Consider the following 17112-nt stretch of genomic DNA (forward strand, 5'->3'; position numbering starts at 1 on the left):
GAGGTTTATCGGATCTGTGCTAGCGGCTTGGTTATTTAGTCCCTCGACGCGCGGCGGTCGGTGGTTTTCATCCGAATCCGCATGCCAGCGTTCGCCTAGGAGGAGAATCGAGGCGGTTAACCGCTGACCACCGCTCAGAGGCCGAGCCCCTTCCGCCCCAACTCCCAAAGTGCTCTATCCTGGTTTAAAGGGCCCCTGCCTCCGCTAGATCCTCAAGAAGTGTTCCCAGCAGAATTCGCCAGGTAGTTGCTCGCGGGAGCACAGTTCGAGATGGATAATCCGCCGTCGCATTGAAGTACCTGCCTGAGAGACGAGGCTGCTATGCGCCAACAAGGGGCGCATCATGAACACGTCCCCCGCATCGCAGAAGACCGTTTGCATGAGCGTGGTATTGGGAGCGTCCAAATCTCCATCACCGGCCGAGTCGGTCTGATGAGAGCCCGGCATTACGACCAATGGACCATTTTCTGCGGTCATAGGGTCAATGGAAAATCGCAAAGTCAGCATCTCCCCTAAGAGCCAATTCGGTGCCAGGATGTGAGCCGTCCCTGCTTTGTGGGTGGGATGCGCAAAATCGAGAAGATCCTCCGGCACGCGCTCGATGGCCAAGGTTCGATCACGATGCCACGGCAGGGTCCAAGATCGCTCTGGCGGTTTGTCAAATACCAATCCTCGCACCACCCCGCCCCGCTCTCCCAAGATCGACTGCACCTGTTCGCGCACCGCAGGCAAGCGGACTAAGTCAACCACTTCGGGCCAAAGTCGCAGTAGATTGCGAACCCCGTAGGCAGTTCCTCGGCTGCGTAAGACTCCTTCATCTTCAGAGACCAAGAGGCGTTCCAGAGTGGCACTCACCTCCGCCAGCTGGTGAGCCTCGAGAACCTGGGGTAGAAACTGACAACCATCGCGGCAAAGCTGCGGATTCCAGGTAGAATTCATCGATTCCTCATCTTGCTGTATTTCGGATTGCTGTATTTGGGAAGTTTCTACGATGCACCGACGTATTTTATTGCACTCAGGCTTGGCGGTCGCTACCACAGCCTGGGCGCTGCGATCGAGCACACTCGCCTGCCAAACTCAAGACGCTTCGGAGAAAGCCGTGCCTTATCCACTGATGACCGAAGAGCTCTCGCGCAGCTTTTCGCGACCCGCCTTCATCGCAACTTGGCCCTTTGGCAAAGCGGCCTGCCAAGCGGCGTTGCAAACGCTTCTACAAACCGAATCGATGCGAGACGCCGTCGAACTGGGCATTCATACCGCCGAATCCGATGAATCGGTAACATCCGTGGGCTACGGTGGCCGACCCAACGCAGCCGGCGTGATGCAGTTCGATGCGTCCTTCATGGACGGCGAGCGTCAGCAAGCTGGCTCCGTGGCTGCAATCGAGGGAGTACGGCATCCCATCTCAGTTGCTCGACGCGTCATGGAGGCTACGCCCCACGCCATGCTGGCCGGAGCAGACGCTGCCAAGTTTGCCCAGCAACAGGGCTTCCCCACCGAAGACCTCCTCTCTCCGGCCGCCAAAGCATCGTGGTTGCGGTGGCAAGCCAAACAACAAACTGGCGACGATGAACAGGAAAAGACGCACGATACCATCGCGCTGCTCGGGGTTGCCGACAGCGGGCATTTGGTCGGTGGATGCTCAACCAGCGGCATGGCTTACAAACTCCCTGGGCGCGTCGGCGACAGCCCCCTCATAGGTTCAGGACTCTATGTAGACGGTGCAGTGGGAGCAGCTGGTGCCACCGGTATCGGCGAGAATGTCATGCGTTACTGTGGTTCGTTTCTCATTGTGGAGTTCATGCGTCAAGGCATGACGCCGCTCGAGGCCTGCATTGCCACCATTCGACGCATTGCGGAAGGAGAGCGGAAAGCGCCCGCAGCGCTGAGCGTCAATTTTGTCGCCATGAATAAGGCGGGCCACGTCGCTGCCGCAGGTACCGATACCGATTTCCTTTGCGGCATTGCGGACCAGTCCCGTAGCCTGGTCGTCCAGCCCTACCTAGTCGACTAGTTTTGGGCAGTAGCCGAGGAGCGCGTCATTTCCTTGAGTGCTCGATTGTTGGCTGCCAGCTTGTCGCCGCTCCTGCCGGAGAACCGCAGGGGTAATCTCCGTTTTGCCTCTCAGAATTTCTACACCATGACTCATCCTGATCTTCCCCTTCTGAATGCTGTCCAGGCGGCGATCGAAAAAATGGCCGGTCACTTATCACCGGTTGAGACAGAGAACATTCCAACCCAACTCGCAGCCGGACGATTTCTTGGCGACGCCCTCCTTGCCGATCGCGACTCCCCGGCCCTAGATGTCTCAGCCATGGATGGATATGCCATCCGACATGAGGAGTTATCCGAGTCCGGCGATCCCACGTCGCTGCCCATCGCTGCTGTCGCCGCTGCGGGCTCTGCCCCCGTGGCACTTCCCCCTCAGCAAGCCATTCAAATCTTTACGGGTGCAGCGGTTCCGTTTGGCGCAGACTGCGTTGTGCGCCGCGAAGATACGATCGAGACATCGCGGGACGTAACGATCCAACTAGCGGCCAGCCAAGTGCGACTCGGACATAACATCCGCCGCCAAGGTGAGAACACGCAAGCCGGCGAGCAAGTCCTACCTGCAGGGTCTCTACTTTCCCCGGCAGCCATGAGCGCAGCAGCTAGTTTTGGAAGCCGCTTGTTAAACGTACGGCGACGCCTGCGAGTCGTAGTCCTCAATACCGGCGATGAGTTGTCGGAGACAGGCGACACGGTAGCAGCCTGGCAAATCCGAGACTCCAACGGCCCTTTCCTGGAAGCCTGGTTGAATACCAAGCCCTGGATCGAGATGGTCGACCGCCGACGCGTAAAAGACACCCTCCCCGAGGTCGTGGAGGCGCTCGTTGCCGCCAGCCCCATGGCGGATGCCATCCTGCTGACCGGCGGTGTATCGATGGGAGACACCGACCATGTCCCCGATGCGATTCGCCAACTTGGCGGTGAGATCCACTTTCATCGACTGCCGATTCGCCCTGGGAAACCTGTCTTGGGAGCCATCCTTAACAACACCTTACTCCTAGGACTCCCCGGCAACCCAGTCAGCGTAGCAGTCACCGCTCGCGTAATTGGGCAACCTCTCCTGGAACGCCTGGGGGGGACCGAAGCCTACTCGGAGCCACGCCCTCTACTCCTGAAATCGGCTGACGATAAAACACTCCCCTTAAACTGGTATCGCCTCGTCCGCTTGACGCCCCAGGGAAGCGCGGAGCTGGTCGCCGGTCGTGGTTCAGGAGATCTGGTCTCACTGGCGCACAGCCATGGATTCGTCGAAGTGCCGCCAGGCGCATCAGGGACGGGTCCCTGGAACTTTTATGCATGGTAGGAGACGAGCTGGAGCCCCAGGGGACGACAAGCAGTCGATCACACCAGCTCACTCCTCCAAGCCCAACCACAATTCCAGACCCACAACTTCCTGCCGAACCATCGCTGCTGGGGCGAGCGATGTCGCCAACCCGGCTGGCATTCTCTACTGGCGGGCACCTGCATTGAACCGCTGCTCTTGAAGGGCAACTCCCTCCAACGTGACCGGACGCTGGACATCACAAGCCCAATGGATTCCCTTCAGGAGCAGGGCCTGAAACGCGGGCTGCGCGAAATCGTCGACATGCCCCAGCGAGGTGTAAAAGGACTTTCCACCACTGTCGCGAATGAAAGTCCAAGCGACCGGCTGAGTTGCTCCATCTTCTAGCTGGCCCTCCACCCACACATGGCTCCCAGGCTTCAGGGATTCATTCTTATAAAGCGATCCGCCCGACATCCAGGGCTTCCTGCCCTGCCCTGCCCCGTTCTTGCCAAACAACTCAGCCGCAACAGATTCTGCAAACGCATCGTTAATGAAAGATAACTCCGATGTGAGCTGGTTGCCGTAGTGCCCCGTATAGTCTCCGCCCCACACCTGCGCATCAAACTCGGGCCAAACCGCTAACCCAGCGGGAGGGAGCCCATCGCGTAGCGCGAAAGCGTGGCTCGCCGTGCGAATGCCAATCACGGGCTTTCCACTAGACACAAACTCGCGGACCAACTGCAAGTCGCGAGTCGGCAGAGCGCGTCGGCGGACACTCACGAGCAGTGCATCTGCCTGGCGCAGTTCCTCTTGAATCCCAACGATTTCATTTCGTTCCTCGTGGCTACCATAGACAATCCTGACACGGTAATCGACTCCCAAATGCTTGCTCGCAAAGTCTGGTAGCGTCGTTTCGGTCAAGTATTCATCCTCGGCAACGAGCATCAGCAGCCGAGGACGCTGATCCGTTGAGTAGCGGAATGGGGCGCCGCCAAGCACTTGTTCGCTCGAGATCGTCGGACATACAAGGCGTTCTATGTGGCTGACAATTAGATCTGTCCCCGTGAAGTGATTCACATAGGGCCAGGCCCCTGGATTGTACATCGTATCCGTCAAATCTCGGGCAAGCACAACGTTCTTGCCTCCAGATGCAAGTCGCCGCAAACCAAACGGCCTGCCCAATACACACATGTTCGTGTGCACTCCCACTAAAATGACATTTTGGATTTCACGGCGTTCTAAAATACTCCAGATTTCAGTCCCACTATCGCTGATGAAATCCCGAGTCTCATCGATTTTGATCACATCAATTTGCTTTTTCCAAGGCGACTTGGGAATGAGCCCACGGGCTGCCAGTCGTTGTGCCCACATTGCATGCTCGGCGAGATCGTCATCCTCGCCACCGTCGGATTGATCGATGGGATATTCTGCAGACTCCTCGCTTGGAATCTGGTAACACCATTCGGCAATCGCGTCAGGAAAATCCTCGGCCGGTTCGATCGCCTTCGATCTCAGCCGGGCAGCATGCCCTTCATAGGCATCCATGCAACCGCTGGGGGCATGAATAATCGTCCCTCCCCTTTCGCGTAATGCGCTTACAAAGGCATCGACGCGCGGCGCTAATTCTCCCTCACGGCGAACTGCGTTTAAACAGTGATGGGCATCCCACATATCGCAGACAATCACGGCAGTTGCTCGCAAATCCCAAACCTGTTGGCTGCGAACGCTGTGGTACTGCTGTGCCCCTTCGGCAACGGGCTGTTGGCTCCGCAATACGACAGGTAACTTTTCCTGAGCGTTCAGCGGTAGGCAGTTGGAGCCTAAGACACACAAGCCTGCAACGATGAGCGTTGGTAGAATTCCGATTTTCATGGGCAATAGTCGCTTCATGGATTGGGTGGGTGAATCCTCCGCCTGGCATCTCTTGAGATTGACGCCGTTCCCAGCGTCAATCACTGATGCCGCAACAGCTCATCCAATTCATCGGGAGTATTGAAAGTCCATTGGCGTGGATTGCTGGGAGTAGTGACTGAGCAGGAGGCGATCTCTGGCAACAGCCTACGGAGGGAGCGTTGTTGGCGCGTTAGACAGTCTAACACAGTGGGCAACAGGCTGGTGTGGTAAACCGCGGGAACAGGCTGTGCGAATCCTGCCGGCGCGGCACGCGACTCAGACTGAAAGGCGACGACGTGGAGATTGCCGGCGCCCCGCCGGGCGAGCTCTCCGAACCAAGCCGGTTGCCATAGAAATTGATCACAGCCGACCAACAACAACCAGCCCTCCCCCAGCTTGGCTTGACGGTCCACCAGGGCGGCAGCTAGCCCAGACATCGGACCGGCTTCAGATTCAACATCCTCTAGCGATTCGATCCCTAGTTGTGCATAGCGATTCGCTCGGTCGGACACGAACGCAACGGTGTGCCCGGCTTGCAACAACTGTTGCTGCAGTCGCAGGAGCTGGGGCGTCCCATCGATAGCGACTAACGCCTTGTCCGTCCCGAATCGCGAACTCTTGCCACCCGCCAAGACATACGCGGGGCAATGGGCCTCTGAGAGTCGGTACGACGAATTCCCTTCCTCAGGAATTTCAGTGGGCATCGGTGCTTGCCGCTGGTCGAGCCCCAATCGCCAAACTAGCCACGCTCAACCAGCCCAGCATGAAGCAAAGTCCACCACAGGGAACAATTGCCCAGTGCCCCATTTCTCCCAAGTAAACCATGCTGTAGAGCCCACCGCTAAATAGTGCTATGCCCAGGAGAAAGAAAATGCTGGCGGCTGTGGTTCGGCGCAGTCGCGTCGGCCCTGCTTGTAGCCCCAACACAAGCAAGGCCAGCATGTGAGTCATGTGGTATCGCACTGCAACATCGCACTGGTCGAGCCGCTTGACGATCTCTTCGGCATCGATCCCCTGCTCTGCTAGGCTACTCTCAAGACCGTGGGCCGCATTGGCACCAACCGCCACCCCAGCAGCCCCAAGTAACCCCGCAACCAAAACTATCCAGCGTATCACCCCAAGTTCCCCTTTGTTGGTAGAAGGCAGCAAACCTCAATCGGCAACCACTCGCCGTAGTAGCAGACGCAACAGCAGTTGTGTGTAACTGGCAATCCTATACTACGATGGCCAATGTCCCAATCCGGCATGGTGATCCGATGTCGCGCGAAACAGGACTACCGCGAACGACGAGTATCTGCCGATCGTGGGCATGCCAGCCACTGAGCACTAGCCACTGAGCACTAGCCACTGAGCACTAGCCACTAGTCGCTGCTCAGGGGCAGCTCCAACACGAAAAGAGCGCCGTCGGGACTCTCGCGTTCTAAGAGTCGCCCGCCGATAGTCCGCGCCATCCGGTAGCACAACGCCAGGCCAAGCCCAACGCCGGGAACCGAATTGTCGGTCGCGATTTTAGATTGCTGAAAGGGTTGGAACAATCGCTTTCGGTCTACTGGATTGATCCCGGGGCCAAAATCTCTCACTTGAAATTGAATCCCAGCGGCTGCCTGCCCCACGGATACCACAATGCGATTGTCGGCGGAGGCCTTTGCATATTTGCATGCGTTGTCGACAAGGTTGAAGAGGATTTGCTCAATGGCGGCTGGCTGAGTGGCCAATGAGTATTCCACGAGTGCTTCTGCGACGTCCATCTCTAACTGCATGTTGCTAGCCGTCGCTCGCTCTTCCAACCGCGGACGAATTCGTTCGAGCAATTCACCGATGCCAACATGCTCATTAGCCAGCCTGGCAGGGCCTCGCTCGAGCTGCGCAAACTGCAGGACGTTTTCGACCAGGTGTGACAAGCGATCCGCCTGGACCTTCAATGTGTTGGCATACTGCTGCTGCTTCTCTAAAGGCACCATACCATCAGCCAACATTTCTGAGTACATCCGAAAAGTCGTGAGAGGTGTTCGCAGCTCATGCGTCACCGCAGATACGAACGCCGCCCGCCGCTCACTCAGACGCACCACTCCGTGCAACAGCAAGGCCGAGGCGAGCGCCGCCAAACCTAAACTGAACCAGGCAGCCCACAGAGATAGCGGCATGATCGACTTGGTGGCAGCAGCTTGAGGATCGAAAGCCAGACGGGATAAAATGGCTGGACGGTCGACGAGCAATTGGACTGGTATCGTCGTCAGGGCCGTCCCCAGCTTCAATTCCGTATTGGGTGTCAGAGGTTCAAATTGAACGTTGGGGAGCAAATCCGCAACTTCGCGTTGCAAATCCTCCTGAATCTTCTCCCAGTTCAACCAGCAGCATTGAAAACGCTCCCCCTCTTCACTGGCGATGCGCCTTGCCAGGAGCAAATTCTCTCGCAGCCAGATCGGTTGTAGCGGCACGAACTGGACTGGCTCAAATGCCACTCGAGCTGACTCACTGGGGAGCGCCAACTGGCTGTAGCTGCCGCCTCCCAGCCCATTGCCATATCCATAGGCATTGTTAGCAACATTCTGTGCGGTAAATTCTTGCGTGGAATCTCGTCGTTGATTGAACTCTTCGTTGACGCGTTGCTTGCCGCGAGAGCGTTGTGCATCCAATTTACTCGTGTCCGCATCAACGCTCGGTTCAAGTTCTTGTTGTTGGATCCAGTTGCGAAAATTTTCAACGGCAGGCACGTTGTAGGCCACTAAGGGCGGGATTAAATCTGGTTGGGAAGCATCCGATTGGGAGTGTGCCACGCGATCGATAGCCTCGCTTTCACGCAACAGGATTTGGAAATCAAATTGTTGTCGCGCTTGCTCGATTCGAGACAGAGCTTTTTCAAACGCTGCCTCGCTAACGGCATATTGGCTGATGGCGATCCGTCGCTCCTCTTCGCTAGGTAGGTGAGGAGAAGAAATTTGGTTTTCTACGTCTATCTGAAAATAGAGCAAGACGGATTCAGATGCTTGGAACAGTAACGGCGAGGGGAGGTGTAGATTCCCTGGCAGCCCTTCGCTGCGCGCGGCCGAGGCACTTTCTGGTGTGACTGGGGCGACAACGTCATAAAAAGATTGAAAGAGATATTGAGGTCGCGCTGCCTCTTGGCTGACGAGCGGCAACATTAGCAAATCCATGCGATACAGTGCGCTACTGATACGTTCTTGAAGCTCAGCTTCGCGCCGCGCCATTTCCGTTTCTGCTCGATCGGTTTCGCGGAGTGCATCCAACCGCAGGGTCTTCAGGCTTAACCACGCGAGAGCAACGGTCACGGCCAAAACGCAGAGTAAGAATAGAGACCAAATTTGCCAAGGTCTCTTCATGCTTCGGCCCCTGGCAACGGAGCCATCCACATATAGCCTTTGCCACGAACCGTCAACAACAGGGTGGGTTGCTCGGGAGTATCTCGAAGTTTCTCTCGCAAGCGTGCGATGTGCATGTCAATCGTCCGAGTACTAATTCCCTTGGGACTCAAGTTCCAAACGCTGGAGAGAAGTTCATCGCGGGAGATGGCCCGGCCCGAGTTGGCGACCAGGTAAAACAGCAACTCGGCTTCCTTCTCGGACAACTCAGCTCGACCACCAGCGGCGTAGCGCAACTCACGGCGCGGAAAATCCAACACGCCGCCTTTGAATTCAACAAGGCCCGCGTGTACGCTCCCCATCGATCGTCGCAGGACCGCTTCGATCCGCGCCATCAGCTCCTTGACGCTGAACGGTTTCACGACATAGTCATCCGCCCCCTCACTCAATCCTTGGACTCGATCGGCCTCCTCCCCTTTGGCCGTCAGAATGATGATGGGCTGCGTCGGGCGCAGCTTACGAACCGATCGCAGGATCTCAAGCCCGGACATGCCCGGCAAGCCAAGATCTAGCAACAACAAGTCATAGACAGCCTCAATGGATTTGAGATGGCCGCTCACCCCTTCTGCAGCATCGATAGTATCGTAACCGCAAAACGCCAGCGCATCGACGATTCCACTGCGAATGGCGGAATCGTCTTCGATGGTCAGTATGGTTCTTCGTTGAGTCATCAATGCTGCAAGTAGAATTCGTAGTTAACCGTCGGCTTAAAACACTCACCCGGCATGACCGTCTGGCTCCAGAAGATCATACTACTGTTGTTGATGGCATTTCCACGGCGTTCATGCCAGTCGTCTTGGCGAAAGGCCTCGAGCGTGATTCTACCATCGTCGGAAACCTGTGTGGCTTTCCCGCCAAATCGCAAACGCACTTCAACCGGCACCGGGACCAGCTTGTTGTTTGCCAATTCGGCTTCGATCAGCCCTTCGACACGTAAAAAGTTTTGGCCACGCCACTTGAGGGCATTCAACTCTCGCTGGACTTCGCTATCGTCCACTTTACCGCGTAGATCGACCGAGACCGTTACTGGAACTCGGCAGATACCGCCGGGCGATGTGTAGGTCAACAATTCCTGCGCTAAGGGCTGCTGATCGTCCATCAACATCGCCGCCCCAGTCGTCCACGGGATATCGGTATTGTTGATCAATTCCACTTGCCGCCACACTTTCGATTCGCTCAAGACAAGCGGTGATATTGAAGCGGCCGAAGTAGTAGCAAAGCTTTCAGAATGCATTATTTCGAGATCCCAGGTGTAGATATCTCGATAGTCAACGTCAGTGCGTAGGATTGGCACCAAGGCTCGTTGTCCACGTTTCAGCGTCATGGAAGCGAGCTCGTAGACGAACAAATCGTTCCCCCCTTTTCCGACCAATTCATCCGGCAACTCGACTGCGGTCCGGGCTGCCTCTCCCATCGCCCGATTGCTACTAAACTCCCCAGACCGTTGCCCGTAGAGCCCATTGGAAAACTGGTTATTGCTCAGCCCCATCATGTCTGGAGCCGCCTGGCTCAACGAATTGCGGAGCGTAGCCTCAAGCACCATCGGCGAAGGAGTGGAACGAAATCGAAAATTGGGGACCCCAACGACGACATGAAACGGAACGTCGATGAAGTCCTCTGCCTCATTTATAATCTCTCCCTGCATGAACAGCTCCGCTCTCTTCCGTCCATCAGCTTGGCCACTACCCTTCTTCCCCCGGAAAGCAACCGAAGGCTGACTCGTCAGATTGATGCGGTAGGTCGGAATCCAGCGAACATCTGGACGAAAATACATTAAGTGGATTTTGACTGCGGAGTTAGGTTGTCCAAAGTGCAACGACAAGCGTTTGTGTCGCGCCTTCTTGGTCACGCTCTGTTCGATCTGGCTATTCATATATTCGATCGTAAGATTGCTTACCGATGAAGCCTGGATCATCTTGTCACCGGATTCGGTGCGAACCACAAAGAAACTCGCCGAAACCGTTGCGAGAGTAGTCGTGGAATTTGCCGAGCTGCCCGCGTCGCTCGCAACCATTCCGCGTGAGGCGGACTCGTTGACAACTGGGGCATTGGACAGAATCTTCAGCAGGGTGCCCTCAATCCGTTGCTCTCCGATCTCGAATGAGCAGGTCTTTCCCAGATTGGCCTGAACCATCTCTACGACAGTTGTGCAATCCACTTTGCGCTGCGTTTTCGACTCGGTATCGACCCAGCCTGCTACCAGCGACTGGATCGTTCCCTGCTCAGGAACCGCCCAGAAAGATCCGAGCACAGCTGCGTCTGGAACCTCATCGGTATATACAGTGCCATCAGCGTCGGTGGTGGCGGAACCTTGCTTAACCACCAAGCAATACCCATCCTTGAAAACTATGACACGTTGGGTTTTGAGATCCAACTGAGACGCATCTTGGGGTTTTGCGGGTAATTCATCAGCAACCCCAAGCGGATTACCAACGCCAGTAGCAAAGACCAGGAATGCTGCGATCATTACACCGCTAGATGTGGACAGGAATTGTGGGGGGGAGCAAAGGGTGTCCATCGTAGGCCTCGAAACTAGTGGTAGGGATCAGTCAGACGACACCTTCATCCTACGTCAACTTCGAGCTTTAGCGGGTAACAAGTTTGTAACGAGGCATGGTGTAGCAAGGTAGAGGCAGGGCCCGATACGCCACCGGCAAACAGTGACGTGGCACCAAGAACCCTTGAGAACTCCGCGTACGCAGGACCTAAACGCCGTAAACGGGTTCTAGCTTGCGACGCAGATAGCGCACCAGAGGCTGTGCATCGAGCGACTTTCCACAGACCTTTTCCACCAGCGTGCCAGGATGTAAGCAGAACCCTTGAACATGGACCTCTTGCTGAAGCCATTCCAACAAGGGCTGAAACTCCCCTTTCTCAAACAAACCGTCGAGATCTCCCAGTCGATCCGAAGCGGCCTCCATCAATTGCGCCGCATACAGGTTGCCCAGCGAGTAGGTGGGGAAATATCCGACCAAACCTGCACTCCAGTGCACGTCTTGCAAAATGCCATCTCGATCGCTGGGAGGCTGGATGCCCAGATAATGTTGGTAGCGTTCATTCCAGGCTGCGGGTGCATCTTTAACCTCTAGCGTGCCTGACATCAACTGCTGCTCGATCTCAAAACGAATCAGAATATGCAAGTTGTAGGTAACCTCATCCGCTTCGACGCGGACCAGCGAAGGTTCGACCAAATTTGCATCTCGATAGACATCTTCTGCGGATAAACCTTGCCAAGCACTGCCGACTCGCTGAGCGACTTCGGGGAAGCACCACTTCCAAAAAGCATGACTGCGCCCTACAAAATTTTCCCACAGACGAGACTGCGATTCATGGACTCCCAGGCTGGCAGCCATTCCGGGCGGCAAGCCATACCAATCGGCCAGCAAGCCCTGCTCGTACATCCCGTGGCCCGCTTCATGCAACGTTCCGTAAAACCCACTGGGAAAGAATTCCGCTTGGTATCGAGTTAAAATGCGGCAATCATCGGGGCCCAGCGTGGTACAGAAGGGATGGCTCGTCTCATCCAACCGGCCGCGTTCAAAGGAGTAGCCAATCCGCCCTGCGATCCAGCGACTGACCTCTCGTTGCTGTGCAACAGGCACGGCACGCTCCCAAGATTTCCCCGTCGGGCGATGCGGCGCGTCGGCAAGTTCCTGGACCAGTCGAACAAGCTCGTCACGCAGGTTTGCGAAGATCGCCGTAAGTTGCTCGCTCCGCGCCCCTTCCTCGTACTGATCCAGCAAAGCGTCGTACAGAGAGCCCCCCTCTTCCGCGAGCAACTCTGCCTCGCGGCGACGCAGCAAAAAAATCTCGGTCATGTACGGCTGGAAATAGGCCCAGTCATTGGCAGCACGTGCCTTTTCCCACGCCTGCTGACCTAGTACCGTCGCTTTTGAAATAGCCTGCACTAGGTCGATCGGCAAGCGAGTATTGCGTTGAAAGTCTTTGTGCAATCGGGCAATGGTTGCCCCCACTTGCGATGTTGTGTCCTGCGCCAAATCCGACTGACGGAGTGTTGCGAGCAGCTCACCGTATCGCGAATCGGTTTTTCGCTGGTGAATCACCCCACACAGGTATGTCAATTGCTCGGCGCGGTAACCACCTGCAGCAGCAGGCAAGCCAGTCCGCTCGTCCCATTCCAGCAAAGCGGACGTCGACTCCAGCAACGCGGTATCGCGAACGTGGGCGAAGACATGTGCAAAATCAGTAGAGGCGACATCCTGCGGCTTACTCATTGGGATCCTAATGATGGGTGGTCTAGGCGGAGCCACGGGGACATTGCCTTTGAGGGCAGAGCCTGGCAACGAGAGGAACAGGGCTTTCACAACCTACGACTCGTGTGGCACGGTCTTGTCCGTATTGGGAGTTCGTTGTGAACTTGTATGTGCTGCAGCTGCCACTCTTAGGTCAAAGTAGACGCTCGGCAGCGATTAGTGCTGCGGAAGCACGGGTTTCATGACCGGTCAAGCTGGCTACTCTCCAACCACACGCACAACTGCAACGGGCTGGCAGGTACACGCCTGCCAGCCCACTGGGAACTCCCGTCTTTTTCCAGCCGAACGACTAGGCGTATTCGCGATCGACGATCAGCCCTGGCATCGGCACCGAGTAGCGTCCACTGGCATCGGGCATTAGTGGTGAATCACCGTCGAGCGTCAACTTGTCCAAGTTGGGAGCGAACTCATGCGGACAATCCAGCAGGTCCTCCAGCGTCACAATCTGCCCAGTATGAGCTGCCATGCGGCCCATCGAAGTTACCGCACTAGCCATCACACCGCGTTCCACTTCGTTGTACGGCTTGTCGTTGTGAATCGCGTCGATGAGGTCATTCCACTCTAGTTGGTACGGATTGCGTTCATCGGGACCAAATTCCCAAGCAACTTGCTTCTTGGTTTCCTTTTGCCCGGTATAAATTTTGCAATGCGCCGGGGAGTGGCCACTGAAGGAGATCGTTGCCGACCCCTTGGTACCATGCGCATAACTTGCAAATTCTTGATAGCAGCCGGGTTGCGTACGGCCGTCGAGCAACAGTTTGGTACCGTCGGCAAACGTATACTCGACGGAGTAGACGTCAAAGTTCTGGTCTACCATGTCCCCGCGGTAATGGCGTCCACCGGCAGCTTTAGCCTCAACGGGCCAAGCGTTTTTCATCCAACAACATTCATCGATATTGTGAATCAGGAAGTCGCTGAAAGCCCCACCACTGAGCCATAGGAACCCGTGAAAATTTGCAATCTGGTACATCAGGTCGGACATCTTACCGGGGTTGGGCAAAACGGATGCCGATCCGGTTGGGCCTGCCATGCGGTAGGCCCGCAGCATCAGGATATCGCCGATTTCCCCATCCTGGATTCGGTTGTAAAGTTCCCCCCGCGCTTCGCAGTGGCGGCACATCAGTCCCACACCGACCTTGAGATTCTTGGCTTCGGCCTCTTTGCCGAGGGCCAGCATGCGTTTGCTGGTTGGCCCATCAACCGTCAGCGGCTTCTCCATGAAGACGTTCAATCCCTTTTCGATCGCGTAGGAGAACATCAACCAACGGAAGGCTGGCGGCGAGGTAAGAATCACGATATCGCCGGGACGCAGGCAGTCCATAGCCTGCTTATAGGCTTCGAATCCGATGAATTGGCGATCTTCGGGAACATCGACTTGCTCTCCAAACTTGCCGGATAATCCCCGGTGGCTTGAACTCAACTTGGACTCAAAGACATCCGCCATCGCCACCAGTTTCATGCCCGCATCGGGCACGCTCAAGGCATTGGTCGCCGCTCCCGTACCGCGACCACCGCAGCCCACCAAGGCAATTTGAATCGAATCGGTCTCAGCGGCGTGCACCGTTCGCATGGCCCCCGTGAGCAACGTAGCGGTAGCTGCAACAGCGCCCGCTTCTTTGACAAAACCGCGACGCGATGTACTTGTAGAATTAGAAGATGTGGTTGATTTCGTGGAACTCATGAATTTCTCCAAGTTGTGAGGGGGGGGTAATATGAGAGAGGATCAATGATGGGAACGCATGCTTCGCTAAGGCGTGACTCTTGCGTTGAACCGAGACGTTGAACCGAGAAACAAGGTGCCGAACCCCAGAGGCAATACTCCAGAGTGCGAGGGCCAGAACCGCCCCCAAAGGGCCAGCTCGGCTTGGGTGTTGGATCCGAAATTTCCCGACGCGGGCTAGCCCTCAATTCGTAAAAGTTGTCGAAGGATATCAGTTGTTGATGTTGGCCTTGGCACCCACGCGTTCAACCTGCACCGGCTCTGACTTATCCCACTTGGCTTTTCTTTCTGCGTCCGTCGGCACAACTAGTGGACGTACAACGCGAAAGCCCACATGTAGGGCGTCGGTGTGGTACCAAATACTCTTGGGAATCTGAGGATCCTGCTTCTTCCAATCTTCGCTGGATGCCTCGCGTGCGGCACTGCGACAATCCTCTGGGAATTGGTCCCACCCACCTCCGCGAACGACGCGTGGGTAGAGTGTCTTGGGGACTGCTAAAGGGTCGACCCCTTGGCTAGCAATCTCCTCATAGCCCGCTTCATCGTATTGATCGAGCACCCATTCCGCGACATTGCCGTGCATGTCATGCAGCCCCCAGGGATTGGGCTTCTTCTTGCCTACCTTTTCGTAGCCTCCGTCCGTATTGTCGAAAAACCACGCGTAGTCCTCCAATTCGTCGACGTCGTCCCCGAACGAATAGGCTGTGGTCGTGCCAGCTCGGCAGGCATACTCCCACTCCGCTTCCGTCGGCAAGCGATAGTAGCGGCCCGTCTTGGCACTCAACCAATTGCAAAAGGTACGCGCTGCGTGCTGGGTCATGCACACGGCCGGATACCCTCGCTTGCCCATGCCGAACGTCATGTCGGTGTAGGGTTTGGTCGGTTGCGACAATTGAAACGTGTCCGCTAACGCATCGCGTGGCGTTGCCGCCAACCCCAGCGCTTGACGTCGAAATACATCTAAGTCGGAAGCCCAAACATCATAGACGTCCCAATTCATCTCCAGCTTGGCCATCCAGAACGGCGACACTTCTACTTCGTGCTGCGGCAGTTCATCCTCTTCGTATTCATCGTCGTCTTCAGAACTTCCCATGGAGAACTTCCCGCCAGGGATCGGGAGCATCTCAAAACTAACATCGGCTTGTTCGATAATTTCACGGTACGGTTTCATTTCGGCTTCGGTCGTGGCGCTCGCATCTTCCACTTCCAAGACCGGAGGTGGCTCAGCGGCCACTGCGTCTAGAGTTAGTAGGCCGCCGATCGCAACTACGGCTAACGCGCGAACGGAGCACCAATTCCTGACTGCCAACACTCTCAAAAGTCGCTGACATTCCAATATTTCAATCACCTTCATTATTCACTCAGTTAAAATTGCACGGACAGCCCTAAGGTGGATTAACCACCCTCCAGTCGGCCTCCTACGGAGAATCTAAACGCTATGCCATTCTACACCAATCCATTCACGACCATAGCGATTGCCGCGATATTACTAGGTTCCGGGAATTTGACGACGGCGCAAACGCCCCACCCCCAATCGAACGAATCCAGCGACTCCCGATTGGAGGGATACGATTACACGTTTCCCGCCATGGGTACACTCGTCTCCTTAAAAGCCTACGGGACAGACAAAGCCAGCGTTCAGGAAATTTTTCAAAAGGTGGAACAACGGGTTGAGGCGTTGGCAGCAATTTTGACAGATTACGACCCCACCAGTGAGACTCGCCGACTGTCCCCCAATGCCTTCAACGCAGATGTCCACGTCTCGCCGGAGCTGTGGCAAGTCCTGCTGGCCTCGGACGAATGGCATCGTCGGACCTCAGGAGCCTTCGACTCCAGCTTGGGACAGTTAACCCGGCTGTGGCGCAAGTACCGCCAGGCGGGAAGAGTCCCGCCCCCAGAACAGCTACAGCAAGCACTCAGCCTGAGCGGCTGGGAGCAAGTCCGCCTCAACCGAGAAGCACAAACGGTGCGTTTCTTGCGGGAAGACCTGCGACTCGACTTTGGAGCGATCGGCAAAGGCTACATCGTCGATGCCGCCTATGAGGTGCTGGTCGCCAACCAGCTCGAGTGCTGTTTGGTAAACATTAGTGGGAATATGCGCTGCGGCACCCCTCCTCCCGGACGCGGAGGCTGGAGAATTGAGATCGCTCCGATTGCGAAAGGAGGCACACCGCTGCGTCGAATTGAGATTGCCAGTTGTGCTATCGCCACCTCGGGAGACCTATGGCAATACCAAGAAATCGATGGAGTCCGTCGCAGTCATATCCTGGATCCTCAAACGGGCATGGGCGTCCCCGGCCCAATTGCCGCCACGGTCCTCGCTCCCACCGCTACCCAAGCCGACGCCCTGGCTACAGCTGCCTGCATCTTACCCCCTCAGTCCATGGAACAACTCGTCGCATCGCTGACTGAAACCGCAATCCTCGTCGCCTCACAGCGGACCTCCACTGAAGCAATCACGCAAAAGACCTACGGCACCTTCCCACCGGATCGATCAATACAACAAGGGCCCCACCACCGGTGAGGCCCTTG

At 56.3% G+C, this 17112-nt stretch carries 14 protein-coding genes; 3 read left to right on the forward strand and 11 right to left on the reverse strand.

Going from position 1 to position 17112, the window contains the following annotated elements:
* Nucleotides 1-204: 204 nt before the first annotated feature.
* Nucleotides 205-939 carry a phytanoyl-CoA dioxygenase family protein gene (locus tag Q31a_RS27245; protein ID WP_145085242.1) on the reverse strand — a complete coding sequence of 245 codons (735 nt, stop codon included), beginning with the start codon at nucleotides 937-939 and terminating at the stop codon, nucleotides 205-207.
* Nucleotides 940-991: 52 nt separating this feature from the next.
* Between Q31a_RS27245 and Q31a_RS27250 the strand changes: the two genes are divergently transcribed.
* On the forward strand, nucleotides 992-2014 hold the full coding sequence (locus tag Q31a_RS27250) for a N(4)-(beta-N-acetylglucosaminyl)-L-asparaginase (RefSeq protein WP_145085245.1): 1023 nt from the start codon (nucleotides 992-994) through the stop codon (nucleotides 2012-2014).
* Here Q31a_RS27250 and Q31a_RS30565 read toward each other — a convergent pair.
* Complete coding sequence (locus tag Q31a_RS30565; protein ID WP_197355804.1) at nucleotides 2003-2149, reverse strand: hypothetical protein; 147 nt, start codon at nucleotides 2147-2149, stop codon at nucleotides 2003-2005. The genes Q31a_RS27250 and Q31a_RS30565 overlap by 12 nt on opposite strands.
* On the opposite strand from Q31a_RS30565, the gene Q31a_RS27255 reads away from it, so the two are divergent.
* Nucleotides 2141-3352, forward strand: a complete 1212-nt coding sequence (locus tag Q31a_RS27255) for a molybdopterin molybdotransferase MoeA (RefSeq protein ID WP_145085247.1) — start codon at nucleotides 2141-2143, stop codon at nucleotides 3350-3352. The genes Q31a_RS30565 and Q31a_RS27255 overlap by 9 nt on opposite strands.
* A gap of 144 nt (nucleotides 3353-3496) precedes the next feature.
* On the opposite strand, the gene Q31a_RS27260 is transcribed toward Q31a_RS27255, so the two are convergent.
* The 9 genes from Q31a_RS27260 to Q31a_RS27300 form a co-directional block, all read right to left on the reverse strand.
* A complete protein-coding gene (locus Q31a_RS27260) occupies nucleotides 3497-5185 on the reverse strand; it encodes a ThuA domain-containing protein (protein WP_145085250.1) in 1689 nt (562 codons plus the stop codon).
* 80 nt (nucleotides 5186-5265) lie between these two features.
* Entirely contained in the window at nucleotides 5266-5910 is a 645-nt protein-coding gene (gene mobA, locus Q31a_RS27265) for a molybdenum cofactor guanylyltransferase (RefSeq protein WP_145085253.1), read from the reverse strand.
* Nucleotides 5900-6322 carry a DUF423 domain-containing protein gene (locus Q31a_RS27270; protein WP_145085256.1) on the reverse strand — a complete coding sequence of 141 codons (423 nt, stop codon included), beginning with the start codon at nucleotides 6320-6322 and terminating at the stop codon, nucleotides 5900-5902. Before Q31a_RS27270 ends, mobA begins: the two co-directional genes overlap by 11 nt.
* 245 nt (nucleotides 6323-6567) lie before the next feature.
* Complete coding sequence (locus tag Q31a_RS27275; RefSeq protein ID WP_145085259.1) at nucleotides 6568-8547, reverse strand: sensor histidine kinase; 1980 nt, start codon at nucleotides 8545-8547, stop codon at nucleotides 6568-6570.
* The gene (locus Q31a_RS27280; protein ID WP_145085262.1) at nucleotides 8544-9257 is read right to left on the reverse strand and encodes a response regulator transcription factor; all 714 of its coding nucleotides are present in this window, start codon (nucleotides 9255-9257) and stop codon (nucleotides 8544-8546) included. Before Q31a_RS27280 ends, Q31a_RS27275 begins: the two co-directional genes overlap by 4 nt.
* The gene (locus Q31a_RS27285) at nucleotides 9257-11104 is read right to left on the reverse strand and encodes a hypothetical protein (protein WP_145085265.1); all 1848 of its coding nucleotides are present in this window, start codon (nucleotides 11102-11104) and stop codon (nucleotides 9257-9259) included. The genes Q31a_RS27280 and Q31a_RS27285 overlap by 1 nt, the downstream gene beginning before the upstream one ends.
* 187 nt (nucleotides 11105-11291) lie before the next feature.
* Nucleotides 11292-12821, reverse strand: a complete 1530-nt coding sequence (locus tag Q31a_RS27290; RefSeq protein ID WP_145085268.1) for a carboxypeptidase M32 — start codon at nucleotides 12819-12821, stop codon at nucleotides 11292-11294.
* Nucleotides 12822-13149: 328 nt separating this feature from the next.
* Nucleotides 13150-14541 carry a Gfo/Idh/MocA family protein gene (locus tag Q31a_RS27295; RefSeq protein ID WP_145085271.1) on the reverse strand — a complete coding sequence of 464 codons (1392 nt, stop codon included), beginning with the start codon at nucleotides 14539-14541 and terminating at the stop codon, nucleotides 13150-13152.
* 250 nt (nucleotides 14542-14791) lie between these two features.
* Nucleotides 14792-15934, reverse strand: coding sequence for a formylglycine-generating enzyme family protein (locus Q31a_RS27300; RefSeq protein ID WP_145085274.1), 1143 nt, complete (start codon nucleotides 15932-15934; stop codon nucleotides 14792-14794).
* Between the two features lie 84 nt (nucleotides 15935-16018).
* Here Q31a_RS27300 and Q31a_RS27305 point away from each other — a divergent pair, with 84 nt between their 5' ends.
* Nucleotides 16019-17104, forward strand: coding sequence for an FAD:protein FMN transferase (locus tag Q31a_RS27305; protein WP_145085277.1), 1086 nt, complete (start codon nucleotides 16019-16021; stop codon nucleotides 17102-17104).
* Nucleotides 17105-17112: the final 8 nt, after the last annotated feature.

The organism is Aureliella helgolandensis (assembly GCF_007752135.1).
GTDB classification, from domain to species: Bacteria; Planctomycetota; Planctomycetia; order Pirellulales; family Pirellulaceae; genus Aureliella; species Aureliella helgolandensis.